This is a genomic window from Pseudomonas crudilactis (genome assembly GCF_013433315.1).
Taxonomy (GTDB): Bacteria; Pseudomonadota; Gammaproteobacteria; order Pseudomonadales; family Pseudomonadaceae; genus Aquipseudomonas; species Aquipseudomonas crudilactis.
Genome location: NZ_WXVV01000003.1, coordinates 15,954 through 33,129, shown reverse-complemented (window position 1 = coordinate 33,129; position 17,176 = coordinate 15,954). Strand labels below are relative to the sequence as shown.

The following is a 17,176-nucleotide window of genomic DNA, read 5'->3' as shown; positions in this document are numbered from 1 at the left end:
GAAACGGTAAAATCCCCAAGGCAAAATCCGTTCACACGCAGTACACAACGGTAAAAGTTCATCTGATCAACGACTGCGGATCTTCTCGACAATCGCAGTTGTCGAGCTGTTTTCCACAAGCCCCAAGACCTTCACGGTGCCGCCATAAGCCGTGACGATATCTGCGCCGACCACCTGATCGATGCCGTAATCGCCGCCCTTGACCAGCACGTCCGGCTTGACCTCGCGCAGCAGGTTTTCCGGGGTGCCCTCAGGGAAACTGATCACCCAGTCCACCGCGCCGAGGCCGGCGAGAACGGCCATGCGCCGGTCGACGCTGTTGATCGGACGGCCCGGGCCTTTAAGACGGCTTACCGAAGCATCATCGTTGACTGCGACAATCAGGCGGTCGCCCTGTGCCCGCGCCTGTTCCAGGTAGGTCACATGCCCGGCATGCAGAATGTCGAAGCAGCCGTTGGTGAATACAATCTTCTCGTTGTGCGCGCGAGCATCGGCCACGGCGAGCAACAATTGCTCCAGCCCCAGAACACCACGCTCGGAACCTTCTTCACGCTGGATGGCGCGACGCAGTTCCGGGGCACTGATGGCGGCTGTACCGAGTTTGCCAACCACGATGCCTGCTGCCAGGTTGGCCAGCGCAACGGCGTGGGGCAGGTCTTCACCGGCGGCAATCGCTGCGGCCAGGGTAGAGATCACGGTGTCACCGGCACCGGTGACGTCGAACACTTCACGGGCACGGGCCGGCAGGTGCAGCGCCGGTTGGTCCGGGCGCAGCAGGGTCATGCCGTGCTCGCCACGCGTTACCAGCAGCGCGCCGAGTTCGAGGTCGTGCATCAACGTCGCACCCTTGCTGACGAGTTCGTGCTCATCGACGCAACCGCCGACGATGGCTTCGAATTCGCTGAGGTTCGGCGTGATCAGGCTGGCGCCACGATAGATCGAAAAATCCTTGCCTTTAGGGTCAGCCAGCACCGGAATGTTCTTCGCGCGGGCAGCCTGGATCAACGCCTGATGGTTTTTCAGGGCGCCTTTGCCGTAATCGGATAGCACCAGCACCTTGATGCCTTCGAGCAGGTCGTCGACCTGCGAACCGAGGGCCAGGGCGTCCGTGGCGAACGGCTCTTCAAAGTCGATACGCAGCAGTTGCTGGTGCCGGCTCATGACCCGCAGCTTGACGATGGTTGGCTGGTGCGCGATGCGCTGGAACAGAGCGCGCACGCCCGCGCCTTTGAGACTGTTGCTCAGGCTGTCGGCGGCTTCGTCGTCGCCGGTCACACCGACCAGCGACGCCGGCGCACCCAGCGCGGCAATGTTCAAGGCAACGTTCGCGGCACCGCCCGGACGATCTTCGATCTGCTCGACCTTAACGACCGGCACCGGCGCCTCAGGGGAAATCCGTGAGGTTCCGCCATGCCAGTAACGGTCGAGCATGACATCGCCGACTACCAAGACCGGGGCTTGATCGAAACGCGGCATGGACAACTTCATGGAGCAACCCACATACAAAATGAACAGGGGCGCGATATTAACACAGGGTAAAGCGCCGTCCGCCTCAATCTGAAAGGTCGCGCACCCAGAACAATTCATGACGCCGGACCGCTTTGCGGAAAAACTCGTTACTGCCTGTTTCAGGCCAGCGACGGCCAGCCAGCCCCTGCTGGATCCAGCGGCGCAATTGCCGCTTGAACACCTGCCCGCCCTGCAAATCATGCTCCATGGCCAGCGCCATGGCTTTGTCCAGCTGCACGTCCACTGACAACAGCGGGCTCCACAACCGGTCGGCCGGCAATGGCTCGATAGCAGGCGGCAGCGCGATACCGGCACCGGCAGGGCCCATCGGCCAGCGATCGTTGTCGTGCAGGTGATTGGCGTACATCAGCAGGGTTGCAGGCTTCCAGTTGCTCAGCTCGATAGCCTCAAGCAGCGCTTGAGTGGAGGCCACGTGATCGCTGTGGGGATCAAGTTCAGGATGCGGTGTGACGACCACTTCCGGACGAAAGTGCTCAAGCAGTGCCGTCAGGTCGCCCAGCAGATTTTGCCAGCTCGGTTGCCCATCGACATCGGCAGGAAGGGCCAATGGATTGTGCTGGCGTACACTGCGCACGTCGCTGTCCTGCGACTCACGGGAACCGAATGCCCGGGCAGGCTCTGCGGCCATCGAGGGCAGTTGCAGGCAGTAATAACCCAATTGCACGCAGCGCTCGGCAGGCACACCTCCCCACAGCGGGATCACCAGACTGTCCCAACTGCGCAAACGCCCCTTCAAGCGTGCGGCTGCGGCTTGATCAAGGCCCAGACGCTGCAAGTCTTCAGCCTCGATCTCGCCTTGGGTCAAGGTGACGATGCTGACCTCTTCGCACCGGCTGTACAGGCCAAAGGCAGCGAGTTCGGCATCATCTGCATGGGGAGCGATGACCATCACCCGCTGGCGGCTGTAGTCAGGGTTGGCCATGACCCACAGCACCCCCGTCGCCGCTGGCGTGCAATATCGACCACGCAGTGCCAGAGCACCTTGCGTCAACGCATTGCCCTGCCCGGACAGATTAATGAAACGCCGGCCCCTGACGCCACGCTCGAGGTCCTGGCGATCATCGCCCACCTCAACGTGGGGATCGAACCAACGACCCAGCCAGGTGGACCTCACTTCAAGCTCGAGCACCAGCGTCTCGCCCTGCGCCAGCGGCTCGCTCAGGCGTACTATGCCGCCCTCAAGGCTCACGGTCTGCCGCACGGTTTGCGCCGGGAAGTTGTATTGATAGTCGTCGCCAGGCCGGTAGAACAAATGATCGGCGAACCAGGCCTCGTGAGCGACCCAGGCCAGCACCAGCAACAGCGGCACCAGCCACCAGGCAATCAGCACGCCAATCAGCAACAGCGCCAGCACAAAGGCGATCAGGAACAGACGCTTGTTGCGTCGATGGGCTTTGAGCAGCTGTTGCTTGCGAGCACTCATGAATTCAGACCTTGTAGACCGGCACCGTGTGGCACCAGCGATCCTTGTACTCACGGTCGGCACGACCGAATGAATAGCGCAGAGGCTTGCCCAGCGCTTGCGCATGCGCCCAGGCCTCTTGGGTGTTGACGAAACTCAGCACACTGCCGGGACTGAACTCGCGGCTCTGCGGGTCGACGCCACCGTTGATGTACTCCAGCGAAACCCATTGCGGGGCCTCGACGCGGTACAGCACCTGAATGGCCACCGGTGTCGAATCGAGCATCGCCACGGAACCGGTCATAAACTCGCGCAGCAAGGTAAAGACCTCAACCAGCCCGGCCTTGCCCGGCACCTCGAAGCCCCAACGGCGCTGAAACAGATCGCCGTATGCGGCGGCCTGTTCCTGTGGCGAGAGGTCGGACATCGGCACCAGCGATCCGCCCGCCTCTTCCAGCAGACGCTGCTCGCGACGCTGGTTGTAGCGGAACTTCTTCGAATATTCTTCCGGCAGTCGGGCCAGAGCCAGGCCTTCGGGCTGTGGCGACAAGGTGCTGATCTGCTCGGCATTGAGCTGCGATACATACGCCACGCGCTGACGCACCGGCACGCAGACATCGGGTGCAATCGGCAGGATGATTTCCGCATTGCCCATGTCCAGCAAGCCACGCTTGCCCTCACGCTTGAGCACTTCCTTGGACAAGGCGACATGACGCCCCCAGCAAGGAATGGCCGCCACGACATCACCGTCAACGATCCAGCCCAGATAACGCAGTTCGATACCTACGAACGTCGACAGTCGTTCGACCACGTCAGGATGCGTTGCGAAGCTGCCACCGAAACGCTGCCAGGCCCGAGCATAGGCAACCTGGTCGATTTCGGTCCAGCCACGTTCACGAAAGCTGCGAAACACCGTCAGCATACGTTGGTCGCGTGGGCCGGCAGAGGCTCGTCCCCCTCTTCAAACTCTTTAGCGTGCAGACGGGAGTAATAGCCGTTCTGCTCCAGCAGCTGCGAGTGGGTGCCGCGCTCGACAATCCGGCCTTCATCCATGACCAGAATCAGGTCGGCTTTCTCGATAGTGCTCAAGCGGTGGGCGATCACCAGGGTCGTGCGGTTCTGCACCACATGATCCAGTGCCGCCTGAATGTGCCGCTCCGATTCGGTATCGAGGGCGGAGGTGGCCTCGTCGAGAATCAGCAGCGGAGCATCCTTGAGCAGGGCCCGGGCGATAGCAATGCGCTGGCGTTGACCGCCGGAGAGCAATACGCCGTTTTCGCCGACCAGGGTTTCGTAGCCTTGTGGCATCTTGGCGATGAACTCGTCGGCATAGGCCTCGCTGGCGGCTCGCTTGACCTCATCGAACGGCGCGCCGGCCAGATCGCCGTAAGCGATGTTGTTGGTCACCGTATCGTTGAACAGCGTGACCTGCTGGGTCACCAGAGCGATCTGGCGACGCAGGCTGTGCAAGGTAAAGTCCTGCACACGGACGCCATCGAGCAGAATCTCGCCCTGCTCATGCTGATAGAAGCGCGGAATAAGACCGGCAAGCGTCGACTTGCCGCTGCCCGAACGGCCGACCAATGCAACCATTTGTCCGGGTTCGACCACAAAACTGATGTCGTCGAGCACCTGTTTGTCGGTGTCCGGGTACTGAAAGCTGAGGTTACGCACTTCCAGGCGGCCCTCAAGGCGATCATGCTCGACCGTGCCCTGATCCACTTCAGCCGGCTCATCCAGTTGCTCGAAAATACTTTCGGCACCGGCCACACCCTTCTGGATGGTCGAGCTGACCTCCGAGAGCTGACGAATAGGTTTTGGCAACAAACCGGCCATGGTGATGTAGGCAACCAGATCACCCGGAGACGCATCGCCGCGAAGGTAGAGCACCAGGAACATGACCACGGCCATGGCACTGTAGGTCACCAGTTGCAGCATCGGCGTGTAGACCGCACCGGTCTTGGTCATCGTCAGTTGCTTGTCAGTGTTGCTCTGGCTGGCCTCGCGAAAACGCGTCTTTTCATAGTGCTCGCCACCGAAGCTGCGTACGACGCGGTAACCATGAATGGTCTCGGAGGCGACGTGCGTGACGTTGCCCATCGACACCTGGATCTTTTTGCTTTGCTTGCGGAATTTGCGGCTGGTGCTGTTCACCATGATGCCGATCACCGGGAGGATGGCCACCATCACCAGTGTGAGTTTCCAGTTCATCCACAACAGGGTGCAGAACAGGAAAATCACGGTCATGCCTTCACGAATGACTACCTTGATCGCGTCTGTCGCCGCGCCGGTGACCATCGTCACGTTGAAGGTGATCCGCGAAATCAGGTGGCCCGAGTTGTTTTTGTCAAAGAACCGGTTGGGCAACTCCAGTAACTTGTTGAACAGCACGACCCGCAGATCGTGCACCAGCCCCAGGGAAACCCGGGCCAGGAAGAAGTTGCCAAGGTACGAACCCACGCCCTGTAACAGCGCAATGAGGACAATCATCAGCGGCACGGTTTCGAGCAGCTGCAATTTGCCCAGATAAGGGTTGCCCGGGAACAGGCTGGCCTCAGGATTGGCCAGACCGTCGACAAAGTACTTGAGGATGTAAGCGAGCATCGGTTGAGTCGATGCGAAGATCAGAAACCCGACGATGCTGAGAAGGAAGAGACCGGCATAAGGCCGCACGTAAGCCAAAAGGCGGAAATAGATCGCCAGCGTTGACTGGGCTTTCGGTTCAGGACTGCTCATGGTGATCCGCACAATTCAGTGAGGCGGGGATGATATCACACGCGTTTTTTCCCCGATAAACATGACTTCAAGCCAGCCCTTGACCAAGTCGGTTAAGATACCCCGCTAATGATGGGGAGCCCGATATGCAATCGATTGATCACAGCACTTACGAGGCACTGCGCGCCGGTGCACACGTACTGGAAGCCGACGGCTCCGGCGACAAGGTGCTCAGATTGGCCGATGGACGCATGCTCAAGCTGTTCCGGCGCAAACGCTTGCTCAGTTCGGCACTGTTCTACCCGTATGCGCAACGCTTTGCCGACAACACCCGGGCCCTCGAACAACGCGGCATCCTCTGCCCCGAAGTGATTGCGGTGTACCGTATCCCGAGCATTGAGCGCGACGGCGTGTATTACAGCCCACTGGCGGGCAATACCGTGCGCCAGTTACAAGGCACCAGCGAAGAGAGCGATTCCCTGAGATTTCAACTGGGTGCATATTTCGCGCAGTTGCACGAAAAAGGGGTGTACTTCCGGTCACTGCACTTTGGCAACGTCGTGCTGACGCCCGACAACCACCTGGGCCTGATCGATATCGCCGACCTGCGCTGCCAGAAGCGCGCACTCAGCGACAGTAAACGCCTGCGCAATTTCGCCCACTTGCTGCGCTACAAGGAAGACCGGCAATGGTTGCTTGGCCAGGACGCCGGCGATACGTTTATTGAAGGTTACCGGCAAGCGCTGCCGAGCAACCGGCAGGCACCCCTGATCTCGCGCCTGCGCCCGTTGCTGGGCTGACCCTAGCGGCCGATGACTACCACCGTGGCGCCTTTACGGTTGGCGAAGTGCTCGATGATGCGCAACTGGTGCGCAACCAGCCACTCATTCAGCCACGGTTCCTCCCCTTTCGCCTCGATGACGAAATAGCGGTAGTCGCCGGCATGAGCCGCCGACATGGCCTCTTCCTGGGTCAGGACTGGCATCGCGTAGCCGCGACCGGCGTAATAGCTGATCCGCCCGTCCTCGAAATAAGTCGGCGCGCCCGGTTCGACATGGGTGGACACCCAACGACCCGCCTCGACGTAGTGGGTTTTGCCGGCACCGGAGGAAATGACGTTAGACAGCATCACCAGCAAGCCGACGATCACCAGCCACTTGCCCAAACGCGGAAACTCGCGAACAAACGCCGCCAGCCCCATCGCCAGCACTGGTACGAACAACAGATTCAAAAAGCTCAGGTAGCGCGTATTCATGAACTGTTGCTTGATGAAAAACAGCACCAGCACCACCAGATACAGCAACGCCGCCCAGGCGAAGGGGCGATAGTCACGCCAGTAAATGCCCAACACGCCCCAGTTGCGACGCAGAACGAACGGAACGGCGAAAGGCCCCATCAACTTCACGAAACTGATGGTCATGGTCGCCAGAATGCCGAAGAAAATGATCCGCCCGGCCTCGTCCTGGGAATACTTGTTGATGAGCGAATTGGCAAACTGGTCGCACAACATCTGAAACGAAGACAGCACACCATGAGGTGCGATCATGTCCAGATAAAGCATTACGCGGGCGGACAGGAGCACACCTGACACCGAGACGGCCAGTAGCCCCAGAACCGGCAACAGTGAGTACTGAAAGAATTGCACGCGCCTGGCCGACGACCACAGATTGGGCAGTTGCCACAATGCCAACGCAGGTACCAGCAACAAGGCCTCGAGCCGGAACAAGGCCGCCGCGACAATTGCCAGATGAATCAAGGCCGCACGCAGCCAGCCGCCCCGAGCCTGCCAGCGCAGCGCTAGCCACAGCGTCAGCGTGCAGAAAAACCAGAAACCGCATTCACGAATGATGTCGTTGCGAAAGGCATTGACCGCCGGCATTGCCAGCACCACCAGGCAAGCCCAACGGGTGACGTGGGGAGAACGCTGGCGGACGCAGTCCACCATCAGCGCGCTGGTGCCAGCAAAGAACAGCCCACACCAGAGATAGGCACTCAGCTCCAGAGGTAACCGCAGCACGGTATGCGTACCAGCCAGCAGAAAGGAGAACCATGGCCAATCGAAAGCTGCCCAGGCCACATTGGGCCCTTGCTCGGTAACTTGCTGCGCGATATCAATGTACAGCGCCGCATCTCGCCCGACTGTCGCAGTCCCCAGAACCGCAATCAGCGAGAGCAGGACACTGCCAGAAAATGCCAGCCAGACCGGGTATTCATCGATGATTCTGGAGACTCGAGTTGCCACTTTACTGCCCGTACCTTTCACCCAGTCACCTCATCGACACGCGTTACAAATTACGCGCCTGTTCATCACGAACCATCTACCGAAACAGCAGCCGCAAAGCTTTGCGAGTGTACGACCAACGCGAAAACGTGCGCCAGTCTGCACGCAATGCCTGAAAATAAAAGCCCTTGGCCAGAGCGTATTCGCCGTGGGAGTAACAGTCGCGAAAAAGGGACAGGCAGCGCTGCGCGAGAAATGCCTGACGCAGGTCGTGCATCTCTTGAGGCATGCGTTGACTGGAAAACACCTCACTCACGACCTGCTCCGTACCCGCAGCGAGGCTCTGGCGCAAATCATGACGCATGCTGTCGGCGTGCTTGTAGATCAGCGCCAGAGGCTTGTCCAAAACGCTGCAAGGGAAGCGCGCCAGCACTTGGGCAAACACCGGCAGATCCTCGACATTGCGCAAGTGCTCAGGATAATTACCGGGCTGGAACACGTCTCGATGCATCGCGCAGGCGCCGTTGGATATCGATACGGTCTTGTCCAGCAGGTAGCCCTGCAAACATTGCCGGGCCGTCAACGGCAAGGGCTTGACGGACTGCAAGCTGCGCCTGCCGTCGGCAAACACCGACCAGTGGGCGCCAATGACCATCCGGCTTTGCGGGTTGCTGACAATATGCTGTGAAAGCGCAGCCAGCGCGCCGGGCGCCATTTCGTCATCGGAATCGAGGAAAACCAGAAACCGCCCGGTCGTCTCCTCCAGCCCCCGATTGCGCACGGTAGACAAACCGCCATTGCTTTTACGTAACGCACGAAAACGCCCGCCATGCTTGAGCAGAAGCGTCTCCACCACCTCAGGCGTCTCGTCCGTCGACCCATCGTCGATGACCAGCAGATCGGCCGTCGCCTCATCCAACTGCGCCAACACCGACTCCACTGCACGGGGCAGGGTTCGCGCATAGTTGTAAACAGGAATGACGACGCTGATCAGTGTTTCAGTCAAGTTCGTATCCTTTTACACCCTCTTTTACGACCAGAATATCTTCCATGATCAGGTATTCCAGATCCGAGCCGAAAAACATGTTCAGCGCGTCGGTCGGCGAGCAGATCATCGGTTCGCCACGACGGTTGAGCGAGGTGTTCAGCGACACACCATTACCGGTCAGATTTTCCAGCGCTTTCATCATGTCGTAGTAGCGCGGGTTGTATTCGCGCTTGAGCACCTGGGCGCGAGAGGTGCCATCTTCGTGGACAACTTCCGGCACGCGGGTCTTCCACTCATCAGCCACTTCGAAGGTGAAGGTCATGAACGGTGCCGGGTGATCGATCTTGATCATTTGCGGCGCGACGGTGTCGAGCATCGACGGGCAGAAAGGCCTCCAGCGCTCGCGGAACTTGATCTGGTGGTTGATCCGGTCAGCCACGCCGGCCACGCTCGGGCAACCGATGATCGAACGACCGCCGAGTGCGCGCGGACCGAACTCCATGCGCCCCTGGAACCAGGCCACGGGGTTGCCATCGACCATGATCTTGGCGATCTGCTCCGGCATGTTGTCGAGCTTGCGCCAGGCCGGCTTGTTCTCGTGACGGGCGCAGGCGGCGATCACGTCTTCGTTGCTGTACGACGGGCCGAGGTAGACGTGCTCCATCTTCTCGACCGGCACGCCACGAGCGTGCGACACGTAGGCAGCGGCGCCGACCGCAGTGCCGGCATCGCCGGATGCCGGTTGCACGAACAGCTCTTTGATGTCGTCGCGGGCGATGATTTTCTGGTTCAGTTTGACGTTCAACGCACAGCCACCGGCGAATGCCAGCTTGCCGGTTTCCTTGAGCACATCGCCCAGGTAGTGGTCGATCATCTGCAACGCCAGTTTCTCGAACAGCGCTTGCATGCTCGCGGCGTAGTGGATGTACGGCTCGTCAGCGATATCGCCTTCGCGTTTCGGGCCCAGCCATTCGATCAGCTTCGGCGAGAAGTAGAAGCCTTTGCCCTTCTCTTTGTAGCGACGCAGGCCGATGACGTTGGCGTAGTCGGTGTTGATCACCAGCTCACCGTTCTCGAACGAGGCCAGACGCGAGAAGTCGTACTTGCTGGCGTCACCGTACGGCGCCATGCCCATGACCTTGAACTCACCGTCGAGCATCTCGAAACCGAGGAATTCGGTGATCGCACCGTACAGGCCGCCGAGAGAGTCCGGATCGAAGAATTCCTTGATCTTGTGGATCTTGCCGTTTTCGCCGTAGCCGAAAAAGGTCGTGGCGTACTCGCCCTTGCCGTCGATGCCGAGGATCGCGGTTTTCTCTTTGAAACCGGAGCAGTGGTAGGCGCTGGAGGCGTGAGCCAAGTGGTGCTCGACCGGCTCGATCTTGATCTTTTTCGGATCGAAACCCAATTGCTCCAGGCACCAGACGATCTTGTTGCGATAGCGCTTGTAGCGACGGTTACCCATCAGGATCGCATCAAGGGCTCGATCCGGCGCGTACCAGTAACGCTTGGCGTAGTGCCAGCGCGCCTTGCCGAACAGACTGATCGGAGCAAATGGAATCGCAACCACGTCAACATCGGACGGCTTGATGCCGGCCTGTTCAAGACAGAACTTCGCCGATTCGTAGGGCATGCGGTTCTTTGCATGCTTATCACGTACGAAACGCTCTTCTTCAGCCGCCGCCACCAGCTTGCCGTCGATGTACAAGGCTGCTGAAGGGTCATGGCTAAGGGCGCCGGACAGGCCAAGAATCGTCAATGCCACAGGGGTCTAGCCTCTTTAGTCTGCGTGCAGGCGCGATGCGCCTTGAATATTGATGTGCCCTCGCACACGGCGAGTGACAGCTAAAGGGCGGGATTATAGCGTAAACGAGTGGGGAATTACCCTGCGCGATTGCCCCAGGGTGAATGGTTCGGAGAAACCTTGCCCTGTGCCTCAATAACCGCCCTTGCGCCAGTAAATACCAAGGTTACCGTGGGTGACCTGACGATAAACCGTATAGGGCAGCGCTACTGTATCGAATACAGCGGACAATGGCAGGTCCAGCAGCACGAATGGCACAAGAAATCCGCTGGGATCAGGAGGCGCGTTCAATACGCAGAAGTCGAAGGCCAGACCACTGTAAATATGAGGGATGGATTGGCAGTAGGTTTTCTGCTTGCGCATGTCCCGAGCGACATCGGCATCGTCCTGCAGTACGGTCAGAACACTGCCGCAGCCAACTAAAAGCCAGGAAATTGCAGCCAACATTGCAGCTTTTTTAATGATCAATATCTGCCCTCCAAGGTCGTTGGGCAAATTAGCATCGGGGCTGAACGGGGCACAGTTCATGACTTCTGGAGAAGCTGTAGGACAAGTCGCTGAATCTTGTCCTCTACTGCTGTAGTGGTTTGACTCAGACCGCGCTGGAGATCTCTTTGGGCAAACGCTGATCTATGACCTTGTACAGTGCGCTGCTTTCCGGCCAGTTGCGCATGAATCGCGCACGGTCACGGGCATAGGCCGGCGCGAAACTGCCGACCGATCCATGCTGACACATCGAGTCAAGATCGATCAGCGCCCAGCGATCCTGCTGCCAGAACAGATTATGCCCCTTGAAGTCGCCGTGGCTGATGCGCTCGTCAATCAATCTGGCGAACAACTGATCCAGCGCCTGCAGCTCCGCTTCCGGTGCCTGGCCATTTTCAACATACGGCGCAAAGCGCTCGATGATATCCGGCCCCGAAAGGAACTCAGTCACCAGATACGCACGACTGCGCAGCCACAAGAAGCGCTTTTCCAGTACCGCCAGCGGCTTGGGCGTGGCGATCCCGAGGAACGCCAGGCGATTGCCTTCGCGCCACGAATGCCACGCCCGACTCGGCCGCCAGAAACGCTTGAGCCAATGCGCAAAACCCTTGATGTTGTAGCGCTTGATGACCAGCGTGCGCGCACCGGCCTGAACCTTGCCGACGCTCGCCGCACCACCGGTCTTGTACAGATGGCCCTGATCGAGCAACGCATCGGCTTGCTCCAGTACCGGCAGCATGGCTGATTCTTCTTCGCGACGGATCGCGCGCAGAGCGAACGCTCCACGCTGCACACTGAATAGCGTGCACTCGCGACCGACCTTGATCAGGAAGTCTTTCAAACGCCAGCGACGCACTTTGTCGATCTGTTTCTGCAAGGCTTCCAGCGGCAACGCGTGTTCGCTGTTGCTCAACAGGTAATACACCAGCAGCTCTTCAGTGAACGGCTCCAGCGCCTTGGGTAACTGGGCGAAAAACACCCCGAGGTTTTCCAGGACTTTTTGTCGCGATAGCGGCTGGCCGGCGGTCTCGGCACAAATACCGGCACCGTCAATCAAGTACAACTGGCCGCCGTGACGCAGCAGATTGTCCAGATGCAGGTCTTCCTGCCAAAGCCCCTTGCCGTGCAACTGTGCAATGGCGCCCAGCGCCTCGGCCAACACCGCCGATTGCTCGTCGGCCAATACCGGTAGCGACTCGACTTTCCCCCAGGCATCGCCGAGGCTTTCGGCACCCTCAAGGAAATCGAACAGCAGCCAGCCACCTTCGCCATTTTTCAAACCATCGGCCAGCAGTAACGGTGTCGTCATGCCTTGCGCGGCCAGCAAGCGCACGCCTTCCAGCTCGCGCTGGAAATGTCGGGCAGCCTTAGCGCCCACCAGCAATTTGGCCAGCACCGGACGCCCGCGCCAGACACCGGCGCCAACGTAACGCTGCCCCGGCAGGACTCGCAGCAGACTCAGCAATTGCAGATCCGCACTGCCAGCGGCATCAGCCAGAGTCACCGTCAGCGGCAGTTGCGGGGCTCGCCCGACAGCGGCCAGCTCGGACAATTGCATCAGCGGGTCTCCTTGTGACTACGGCGCGCGGTCAGCCGGCCGAGCCAGCTGTCGAGCAACGTGCTATCGGTCGACTGATCGAGATAAGCCGCCAGCAACTCACGCAGTTGCGCTTCGTTCCATTCCGGCGCGCGGCGTTGCAGCGGCTCCAGATCCTTGATCCGGTCGCGCATGCCGAACAACAGAGGCCGGGTTTTTTCCAGGTCGATCAATTGCGCCTGATACCCGTCACCGGTAGCCCGCAGAAAAATATGTTTGGGATAGAAGCAGCCGTGCACCTGACGCACACCGTGCAGATGTCGCGCCAGCAATCCGCAGGCCTTGAGGATCGCCGAATGCTCTGCGGCACTGAGCTGCGCCCAACGCTGCAAGAGCGACTCCAGATCGCTCCAGCCGTCCAGCGCGCGGGTTAGCAGGATCGCGCGAACTTCGCCGTCGACCTTGCGCTCACCGAAAAACGCCGCCTGCAGTGCTGGAATACCGAGCTTGCGATAACGACTGATATTGCGAAACTCGCGGGCAAAACTGGGCTCGCCGAAAGGCGCGTGCAAGGTGCGCGTCAGGTAGTTGCTCTGGCGCTTGAGGTAATAACCCTGCCCCTCCAGGTCCAGACGGAAGACACTGCTCCAACCGCCACGGGCGGTATTGGGTTCGTCCACAGCCTCAAGTTGTTTCGACCATAGCGCATCAAAAGTGCCCAGCCCGTGACGCTCAAGCAGCGCGCGGTCTTCAGCAGCGAGAAAATCAGTCATTCGCGTCCCTCGAAAAATCTCACCACGTGCCGAATCCGTTTCTTGTCGGCGCTATCAAGCCGATCGCACTGGCGGTATTGCTTATAGAAGCGCAGGCGTTGGGTATTGGACAGGTGGTATTTGGCGAGTTTATCGAGACAGGCCAGATCCTTGGTGATCCGATACTTGAGCCAGAAGCCGCGCCAGAACTCGCCGTTAGGGCAATCGATCAGAAATATCCGCGCCTGCTCATCGATCAACAGGTTGCGCCATTTCAGATCGTTATGGGTAAATCGGTGATCATGCATCGTCCGGGTATAACCGGCCAGTTGCCGGCTGACAGCGTCGACCCAGGCGCCATCCTTGAGCTTCGGATCCTTGCGCTCGGCAAGCGCCGAAAGGTCTTCGGTGTTGGGCAATTCGCGGGTGATCATGGCGCCGCGATCATACGCCGCGCCACGTCGTTCCAGGCCCCAGGCGACCACTTCAGCGGTGGGAATGCCCCACTTGGCGAAGCGCTTGAGGTTCTGCCATTCCATCTTCACCCGTGGCTTGCCGAGGTAACGACGCAAGCCTTTACCGGCACCGACATAGCGTTTGACGTAATAGTTGACGCCATTGCGCTGCACGCGGATGACTTCCGACAGCGGGTCACGGGTCAGGCGTTCACCTTGCAACGCAAACACGGCTTCGAGGCTGCCAAAGTCTTCGGCGAGCTCGCTGTATTGCGGCTCAAGCGTCCAACCCGCCATCAGAGCGCATCCCCGTAGCGCTGTTTACGCGCATAGAGTTTGTTCGCTTTGCCTTCCAGCCAGCTCAACAGCGGCGCTTCTTCAGCCAGAATCTGGCGCAGCGGTTGCTGGAAATAGCCTTTGAGGAAACGCAGTTTGTCGCGGCGGGTCAGGCCGATGTCCAGCGCGGAGAAATACAGCGCCGCCAGATCCTTGTTGCGCCAGCGCTGAGTGATCTTCGCTCGGGTCTGGGCGCGGTGCAGGTCGATCACCGAGAGTTTGAAATCTTCCGGCGTCACCGGTTTATCGGTGTGCAACAGGAAGTGGCAGATGTAGCAGTCGCGGTGATTGACGCCGGCGCGGTGCATCATACCGGTCATGCGCGCGACTTCAGCGATCAGCGCGCGCTTGAGTTTTGGCTCCGGCGGCTGCTTGATCCAGTCGATACTAAAGTCTTCAAGGCTGATGGTCGGCGCCAGTTCTTCGGTGACGATAAACGAGTGCTGATCCGCCGGGTTGCTGCCCTTCTCGCCGTAGGCAACAGCGGTCATGGTAGGCACGCCGACTTCCCGCAGACGCTGGATGGCTTGCCACTCCTGGCCTGCGCCGAGTACCGGCAGCTTGGCAGTCAGCAGGTTTTTGAAGATTTCGCCCCAGCCGATGCCGCGGTGGATCTTGACGAAAAAGCCGTTGCCGTCGACTTCCGTGCGCAGTGTCCGACGCGCTTCCAGCTCGCGGTATACCTCGCCCTGCAAGCCTTCGACTTCGGCGAACGGATCGCGCCCGGCCCAAAGGCTTTTGAACGGTTCAGCCAGCATCAACTTCATTAAGCGTGCTCCGCCAGAATCACATCGGCCGCGTGCTGCGGCATGCTGTAAAGGTCGGCCGTCTCGGCGAAGGCCAGACCATTGCGGCTCCAGGCCGCGCGTGCAGCGTCGTCATGCAACATTTCAGTCAGGTATTGCGTCAGTTGCGCCTGATCGAACGGCTCGTCCAGCACTCGCCCGGCGTCGGCCTCGGCGATGTAATGGGCGTAACCGCAGACCGCGCTGACCAGCACCGGCAAACCGGCAACCAGCGCTTCAAGCAGCACGGTACCGGTGTTTTCGTTGTACGCCGGGTGGATCAACAGATCGGCACCGAGCAGGAAACGCGGAATATCGCTGCGGCCCTTGAGGAACGTCACATTGTCGCCCAGACCTAAAGTTGCACTCTGCATCTGGAACAATTTGGGGTCATCCTGGCCGATTACAAACAGCCGGGTGCGTTTCTTCAGTTCGGCGGGCAATGCGGCCAGCGCTTTCAGGCTGCGATCAACACCCTTGGTCTTGAACCCGGAGCCGATCTGCACCAGCAGCAGTTCATCGTCCTTCAGGTTGAATTCGGCGCGGAAACCGGCGCGAATTTCGTCAGCATCTGCCGGACGGCGGCGATCCTGAGCGATGCCCGGTGGCAGCAGATGGAAACGCTCAAGCGGCGTGTCGTAATGCTTGATGAACAGCGGCTGCTGCACTTCGGAAATCATCAGCACTTCGGTCTTCGCGTCTTTGGCGAACACTGCGCGCTCATACTCGGCAAAGTGGCGATAACGACCCCAGCGGCGGTACAGCGAATTACGCAGGTTCTGCGCCTTGTCTTCGAAGCAGCCGTCGGCGGCGTAATAAACGTCCAGACCGGGCATCTTGTTGAAGCCGATCAGGCGGTCGACCGGACGCTTGGCCAGATCCGCTTCCATCCACGCACTGAGTTTTTCGTTGCGGCGGTGATTGAAGAACGCCTTGACCGGCGCTACCAGCACCTCGAAACCGGGCGGCACGTCGCCTTCCCAGATCAGTGTGTAGACGCGAATCTGGTGCCCGCGTTTCTGGCATTCGAGGGCGATGCGCATGAAGTCGCGCTGCAAGCCACCGAACGGGAAATATTTGTACAGGACGAATGCCAATTGCATCAGCGCAGCTCCTCAGCCATTAACAACGTGCTCAGTCGGCTGGCGACACGCTCGGGGTTCAGACGCGTGAAACACAAAGGCTGCTCACGCTTCAGGTCAAACTGACGGGCATCCTGCGCGGTCGGTTGATAGGTACATCTCTTCTGCAGGCACGGCGCACACGGGAAGTCGCTGGCCAGGTGAATCTGCAATTTGCCGTAAGCGCCGGTCAGACCCGGGTTGGTCGGGCCGAACAGCGAAATGGTCGGCACATCCAGCGCGGCGGCCAAGTGGCCGAGACCGGTGTCCACCGCGACGCACGCTTGCGCGCCGGCGAGAACTTTGCCGACGCCGGCCAGATTGAGTTTTGGCAGCACTTCGGCGTGCTTGAAACCGGCAGCGATGCGTTCGGCACGAGCCTTTTCCTGCGGGTTGCCCCACGGCAGTTTGACGCCGACGCCGAGGTAGCCGACGCGTTCGGTCAGTTCACGCCAGTAACTTTCCGGCCAGTGTTTGGTGTCCCACGTGGTGCCGTGCAGGAACACCACAAAGGCGTTTTTGCGCGGCAGCTCGACCAAGCGCTCGACGTTGAGGCCGTAGTCGCCCAAACCTTTGGGCAAGTCGTAACCGAGGGCGATGGCGAACAACTGCCGCACACGCTCGACAGCGTGCTGACCACGGGCCACGGCCAACTTGCGATCGTAGAACCGCGACGCCATCGGTTCGCGGGCCGAACCTTTATCAAGGCCCGCCACCGGCGCTTTGACGTAACGGGTCAGCCAGGCGCTTTTCAGCAGGCCTTGGGCGTCGATCACCAAATCGTATTTGTTCGCGCGCACGCTTTGCTTGAAGCGTTTCCACTCGCCACTGGTGATGGTTTTCCAGATGTTCTTGCGCCAGCGGCGGATCGCCACCGGAATCACTTTGCCAACGGCCGGGTGCCAGGTCGGAATCTCGGCAAAGCCTTCTTCCACGACCCAGTCGAACTTGATCCCGGGAATGGCCCGGGCGGCATCGGTCAGCGCCGGCAACGCATGAATCACGTCGCCCAGCGATGAAGTCTTGATCAGCAGTACCCGCAAC

The 17,176-nt window shown here is 59.8% G+C and carries 15 protein-coding genes; 1 reads left to right on the top strand and 14 read right to left on the bottom strand.

The genetic code is table 11. The annotated features are described in order from the left end of the window. Positions 1–66: 66 nt before the first annotated feature. From hldE to msbA, 4 genes are all read right to left on the bottom strand, one after another. Positions 67–1,488, bottom strand: a complete 1,422-nt coding sequence (gene hldE, locus GTU76_RS04635) for a bifunctional D-glycero-beta-D-manno-heptose-7-phosphate kinase/D-glycero-beta-D-manno-heptose 1-phosphate adenylyltransferase HldE (protein ID WP_016985671.1) — start codon at positions 1,486–1,488, stop codon at positions 67–69. A 64-nt stretch (positions 1,489–1,552) separates the two neighbouring features. Continuing rightward, positions 1,553–2,953 (bottom strand): PIG-L deacetylase family protein, encoded by a 1,401-nt coding sequence (locus GTU76_RS04630; protein WP_180698155.1) that lies wholly within the window; start codon positions 2,951–2,953, stop codon positions 1,553–1,555. A 4-nt stretch (positions 2,954–2,957) separates the two neighbouring features. Then, entirely contained in the window at positions 2,958–3,854 is an 897-nt protein-coding gene (locus GTU76_RS04625; protein ID WP_180698154.1) for a GNAT family N-acetyltransferase, read from the bottom strand. After that, positions 3,848–5,668: a lipid A export permease/ATP-binding protein MsbA gene (gene msbA / locus GTU76_RS04620; protein ID WP_016985668.1), complete on the bottom strand. Its 1,821-nt coding sequence runs from the start codon at positions 5,666–5,668 to the stop codon at positions 3,848–3,850. The genes GTU76_RS04625 and msbA overlap by 7 nt, the downstream gene beginning before the upstream one ends. 125 nt (positions 5,669–5,793) lie before the next feature. On the opposite strand from msbA, the gene GTU76_RS04615 reads away from it, so the two are divergent. Further along, positions 5,794–6,447, top strand: a complete 654-nt coding sequence (locus GTU76_RS04615; protein WP_016985667.1) for a lipopolysaccharide kinase InaA family protein — start codon at positions 5,794–5,796, stop codon at positions 6,445–6,447. A gap of 2 nt (positions 6,448–6,449) precedes the next feature. Here GTU76_RS04615 and GTU76_RS04610 read toward each other — a convergent pair whose 3' ends face one another. From GTU76_RS04610 to waaC, 10 genes are all read right to left on the bottom strand, one after another. Beyond that, on the bottom strand, positions 6,450–7,889 hold the full coding sequence (locus tag GTU76_RS04610) for a hypothetical protein (protein WP_343057410.1): 1,440 nt from the start codon (positions 7,887–7,889) through the stop codon (positions 6,450–6,452). A 76-nt stretch (positions 7,890–7,965) separates the two neighbouring features. Beyond that, positions 7,966–8,874, bottom strand: coding sequence for a glycosyltransferase family 2 protein (locus GTU76_RS04605; RefSeq protein ID WP_180698152.1), 909 nt, complete (start codon positions 8,872–8,874; stop codon positions 7,966–7,968). Continuing rightward, positions 8,867–10,621, bottom strand: a complete 1,755-nt coding sequence (locus GTU76_RS04600) for a carbamoyltransferase family protein (protein ID WP_093430132.1) — start codon at positions 10,619–10,621, stop codon at positions 8,867–8,869. The genes GTU76_RS04605 and GTU76_RS04600 overlap by 8 nt, the downstream gene beginning before the upstream one ends. Before the next feature lie 171 nt (positions 10,622–10,792). After that, on the bottom strand, positions 10,793–11,128 hold the full coding sequence (locus tag GTU76_RS04595; protein WP_180698151.1) for a YceK/YidQ family lipoprotein: 336 nt from the start codon (positions 11,126–11,128) through the stop codon (positions 10,793–10,795). A 124-nt stretch (positions 11,129–11,252) separates the two neighbouring features. Continuing rightward, positions 11,253–12,704, bottom strand: a complete 1,452-nt coding sequence (locus GTU76_RS04590; protein ID WP_180698150.1) for a lipopolysaccharide kinase InaA family protein — start codon at positions 12,702–12,704, stop codon at positions 11,253–11,255. Continuing rightward, a complete protein-coding gene (locus GTU76_RS04585; RefSeq protein ID WP_180698149.1) occupies positions 12,704–13,456 on the bottom strand; it encodes a lipopolysaccharide kinase InaA family protein in 753 nt (250 codons plus the stop codon). The genes GTU76_RS04590 and GTU76_RS04585 overlap by 1 nt, the downstream gene beginning before the upstream one ends. Then, positions 13,453–14,187, bottom strand: coding sequence for a lipopolysaccharide kinase InaA family protein (locus GTU76_RS04580; RefSeq protein WP_016985661.1), 735 nt, complete (start codon positions 14,185–14,187; stop codon positions 13,453–13,455). Before GTU76_RS04580 ends, GTU76_RS04585 begins: the two co-directional genes overlap by 4 nt. Further along, positions 14,187–14,993, bottom strand: a complete 807-nt coding sequence (gene rfaP, locus GTU76_RS04575) for a lipopolysaccharide core heptose(I) kinase RfaP (protein ID WP_180698148.1) — start codon at positions 14,991–14,993, stop codon at positions 14,187–14,189. The genes GTU76_RS04580 and rfaP overlap by 1 nt, the downstream gene beginning before the upstream one ends. Then, positions 14,993–16,114 carry a glycosyltransferase family 4 protein gene (locus tag GTU76_RS04570; RefSeq protein WP_180698147.1) on the bottom strand — a complete coding sequence of 374 codons (1,122 nt, stop codon included), beginning with the start codon at positions 16,112–16,114 and terminating at the stop codon, positions 14,993–14,995. The genes rfaP and GTU76_RS04570 overlap by 1 nt, the downstream gene beginning before the upstream one ends. Beyond that, positions 16,114–17,175, bottom strand: coding sequence for a lipopolysaccharide heptosyltransferase I (waaC, locus tag GTU76_RS04565; protein ID WP_180698146.1), 1,062 nt, complete (start codon positions 17,173–17,175; stop codon positions 16,114–16,116). Before waaC ends, GTU76_RS04570 begins: the two co-directional genes overlap by 1 nt. Position 17,176 lies beyond the last annotated feature (1 nt).

Coding starts and splice junctions, on each gene's coding strand:
- hldE (WP_016985671.1), bottom strand. CDS start 1,488: ATGAAGTTGTCCATGCCGCGTTTCGATCAAGCCCCGGTCTTGGTAGTC.
- GTU76_RS04630 (WP_180698155.1), bottom strand. CDS start 2,953: ATGAGTGCTCGCAAGCAACAGCTGCTCAAAGCCCATCGACGCAACAAG.
- GTU76_RS04625 (WP_180698154.1), bottom strand. CDS start 3,854: ATGCTGACGGTGTTTCGCAGCTTTCGTGAACGTGGCTGGACCGAAATC.
- msbA (WP_016985668.1), bottom strand. CDS start 5,668: ATGAGCAGTCCTGAACCGAAAGCCCAGTCAACGCTGGCGATCTATTTC.
- GTU76_RS04615 (WP_016985667.1), top strand. CDS start 5,794: ATGCAATCGATTGATCACAGCACTTACGAGGCACTGCGCGCCGGTGCA.
- GTU76_RS04590 (WP_180698150.1), bottom strand. CDS start 12,704: ATGCAATTGTCCGAGCTGGCCGCTGTCGGGCGAGCCCCGCAACTGCCG.
- GTU76_RS04585 (WP_180698149.1), bottom strand. CDS start 13,456: ATGACTGATTTTCTCGCTGCTGAAGACCGCGCGCTGCTTGAGCGTCAC.
- GTU76_RS04580 (WP_016985661.1), bottom strand. CDS start 14,187: ATGGCGGGTTGGACGCTTGAGCCGCAATACAGCGAGCTCGCCGAAGAC.
- rfaP (WP_180698148.1), bottom strand. CDS start 14,993: ATGAAGTTGATGCTGGCTGAACCGTTCAAAAGCCTTTGGGCCGGGCGC.
- GTU76_RS04570 (WP_180698147.1), bottom strand. CDS start 16,114: ATGCAATTGGCATTCGTCCTGTACAAATATTTCCCGTTCGGTGGCTTG.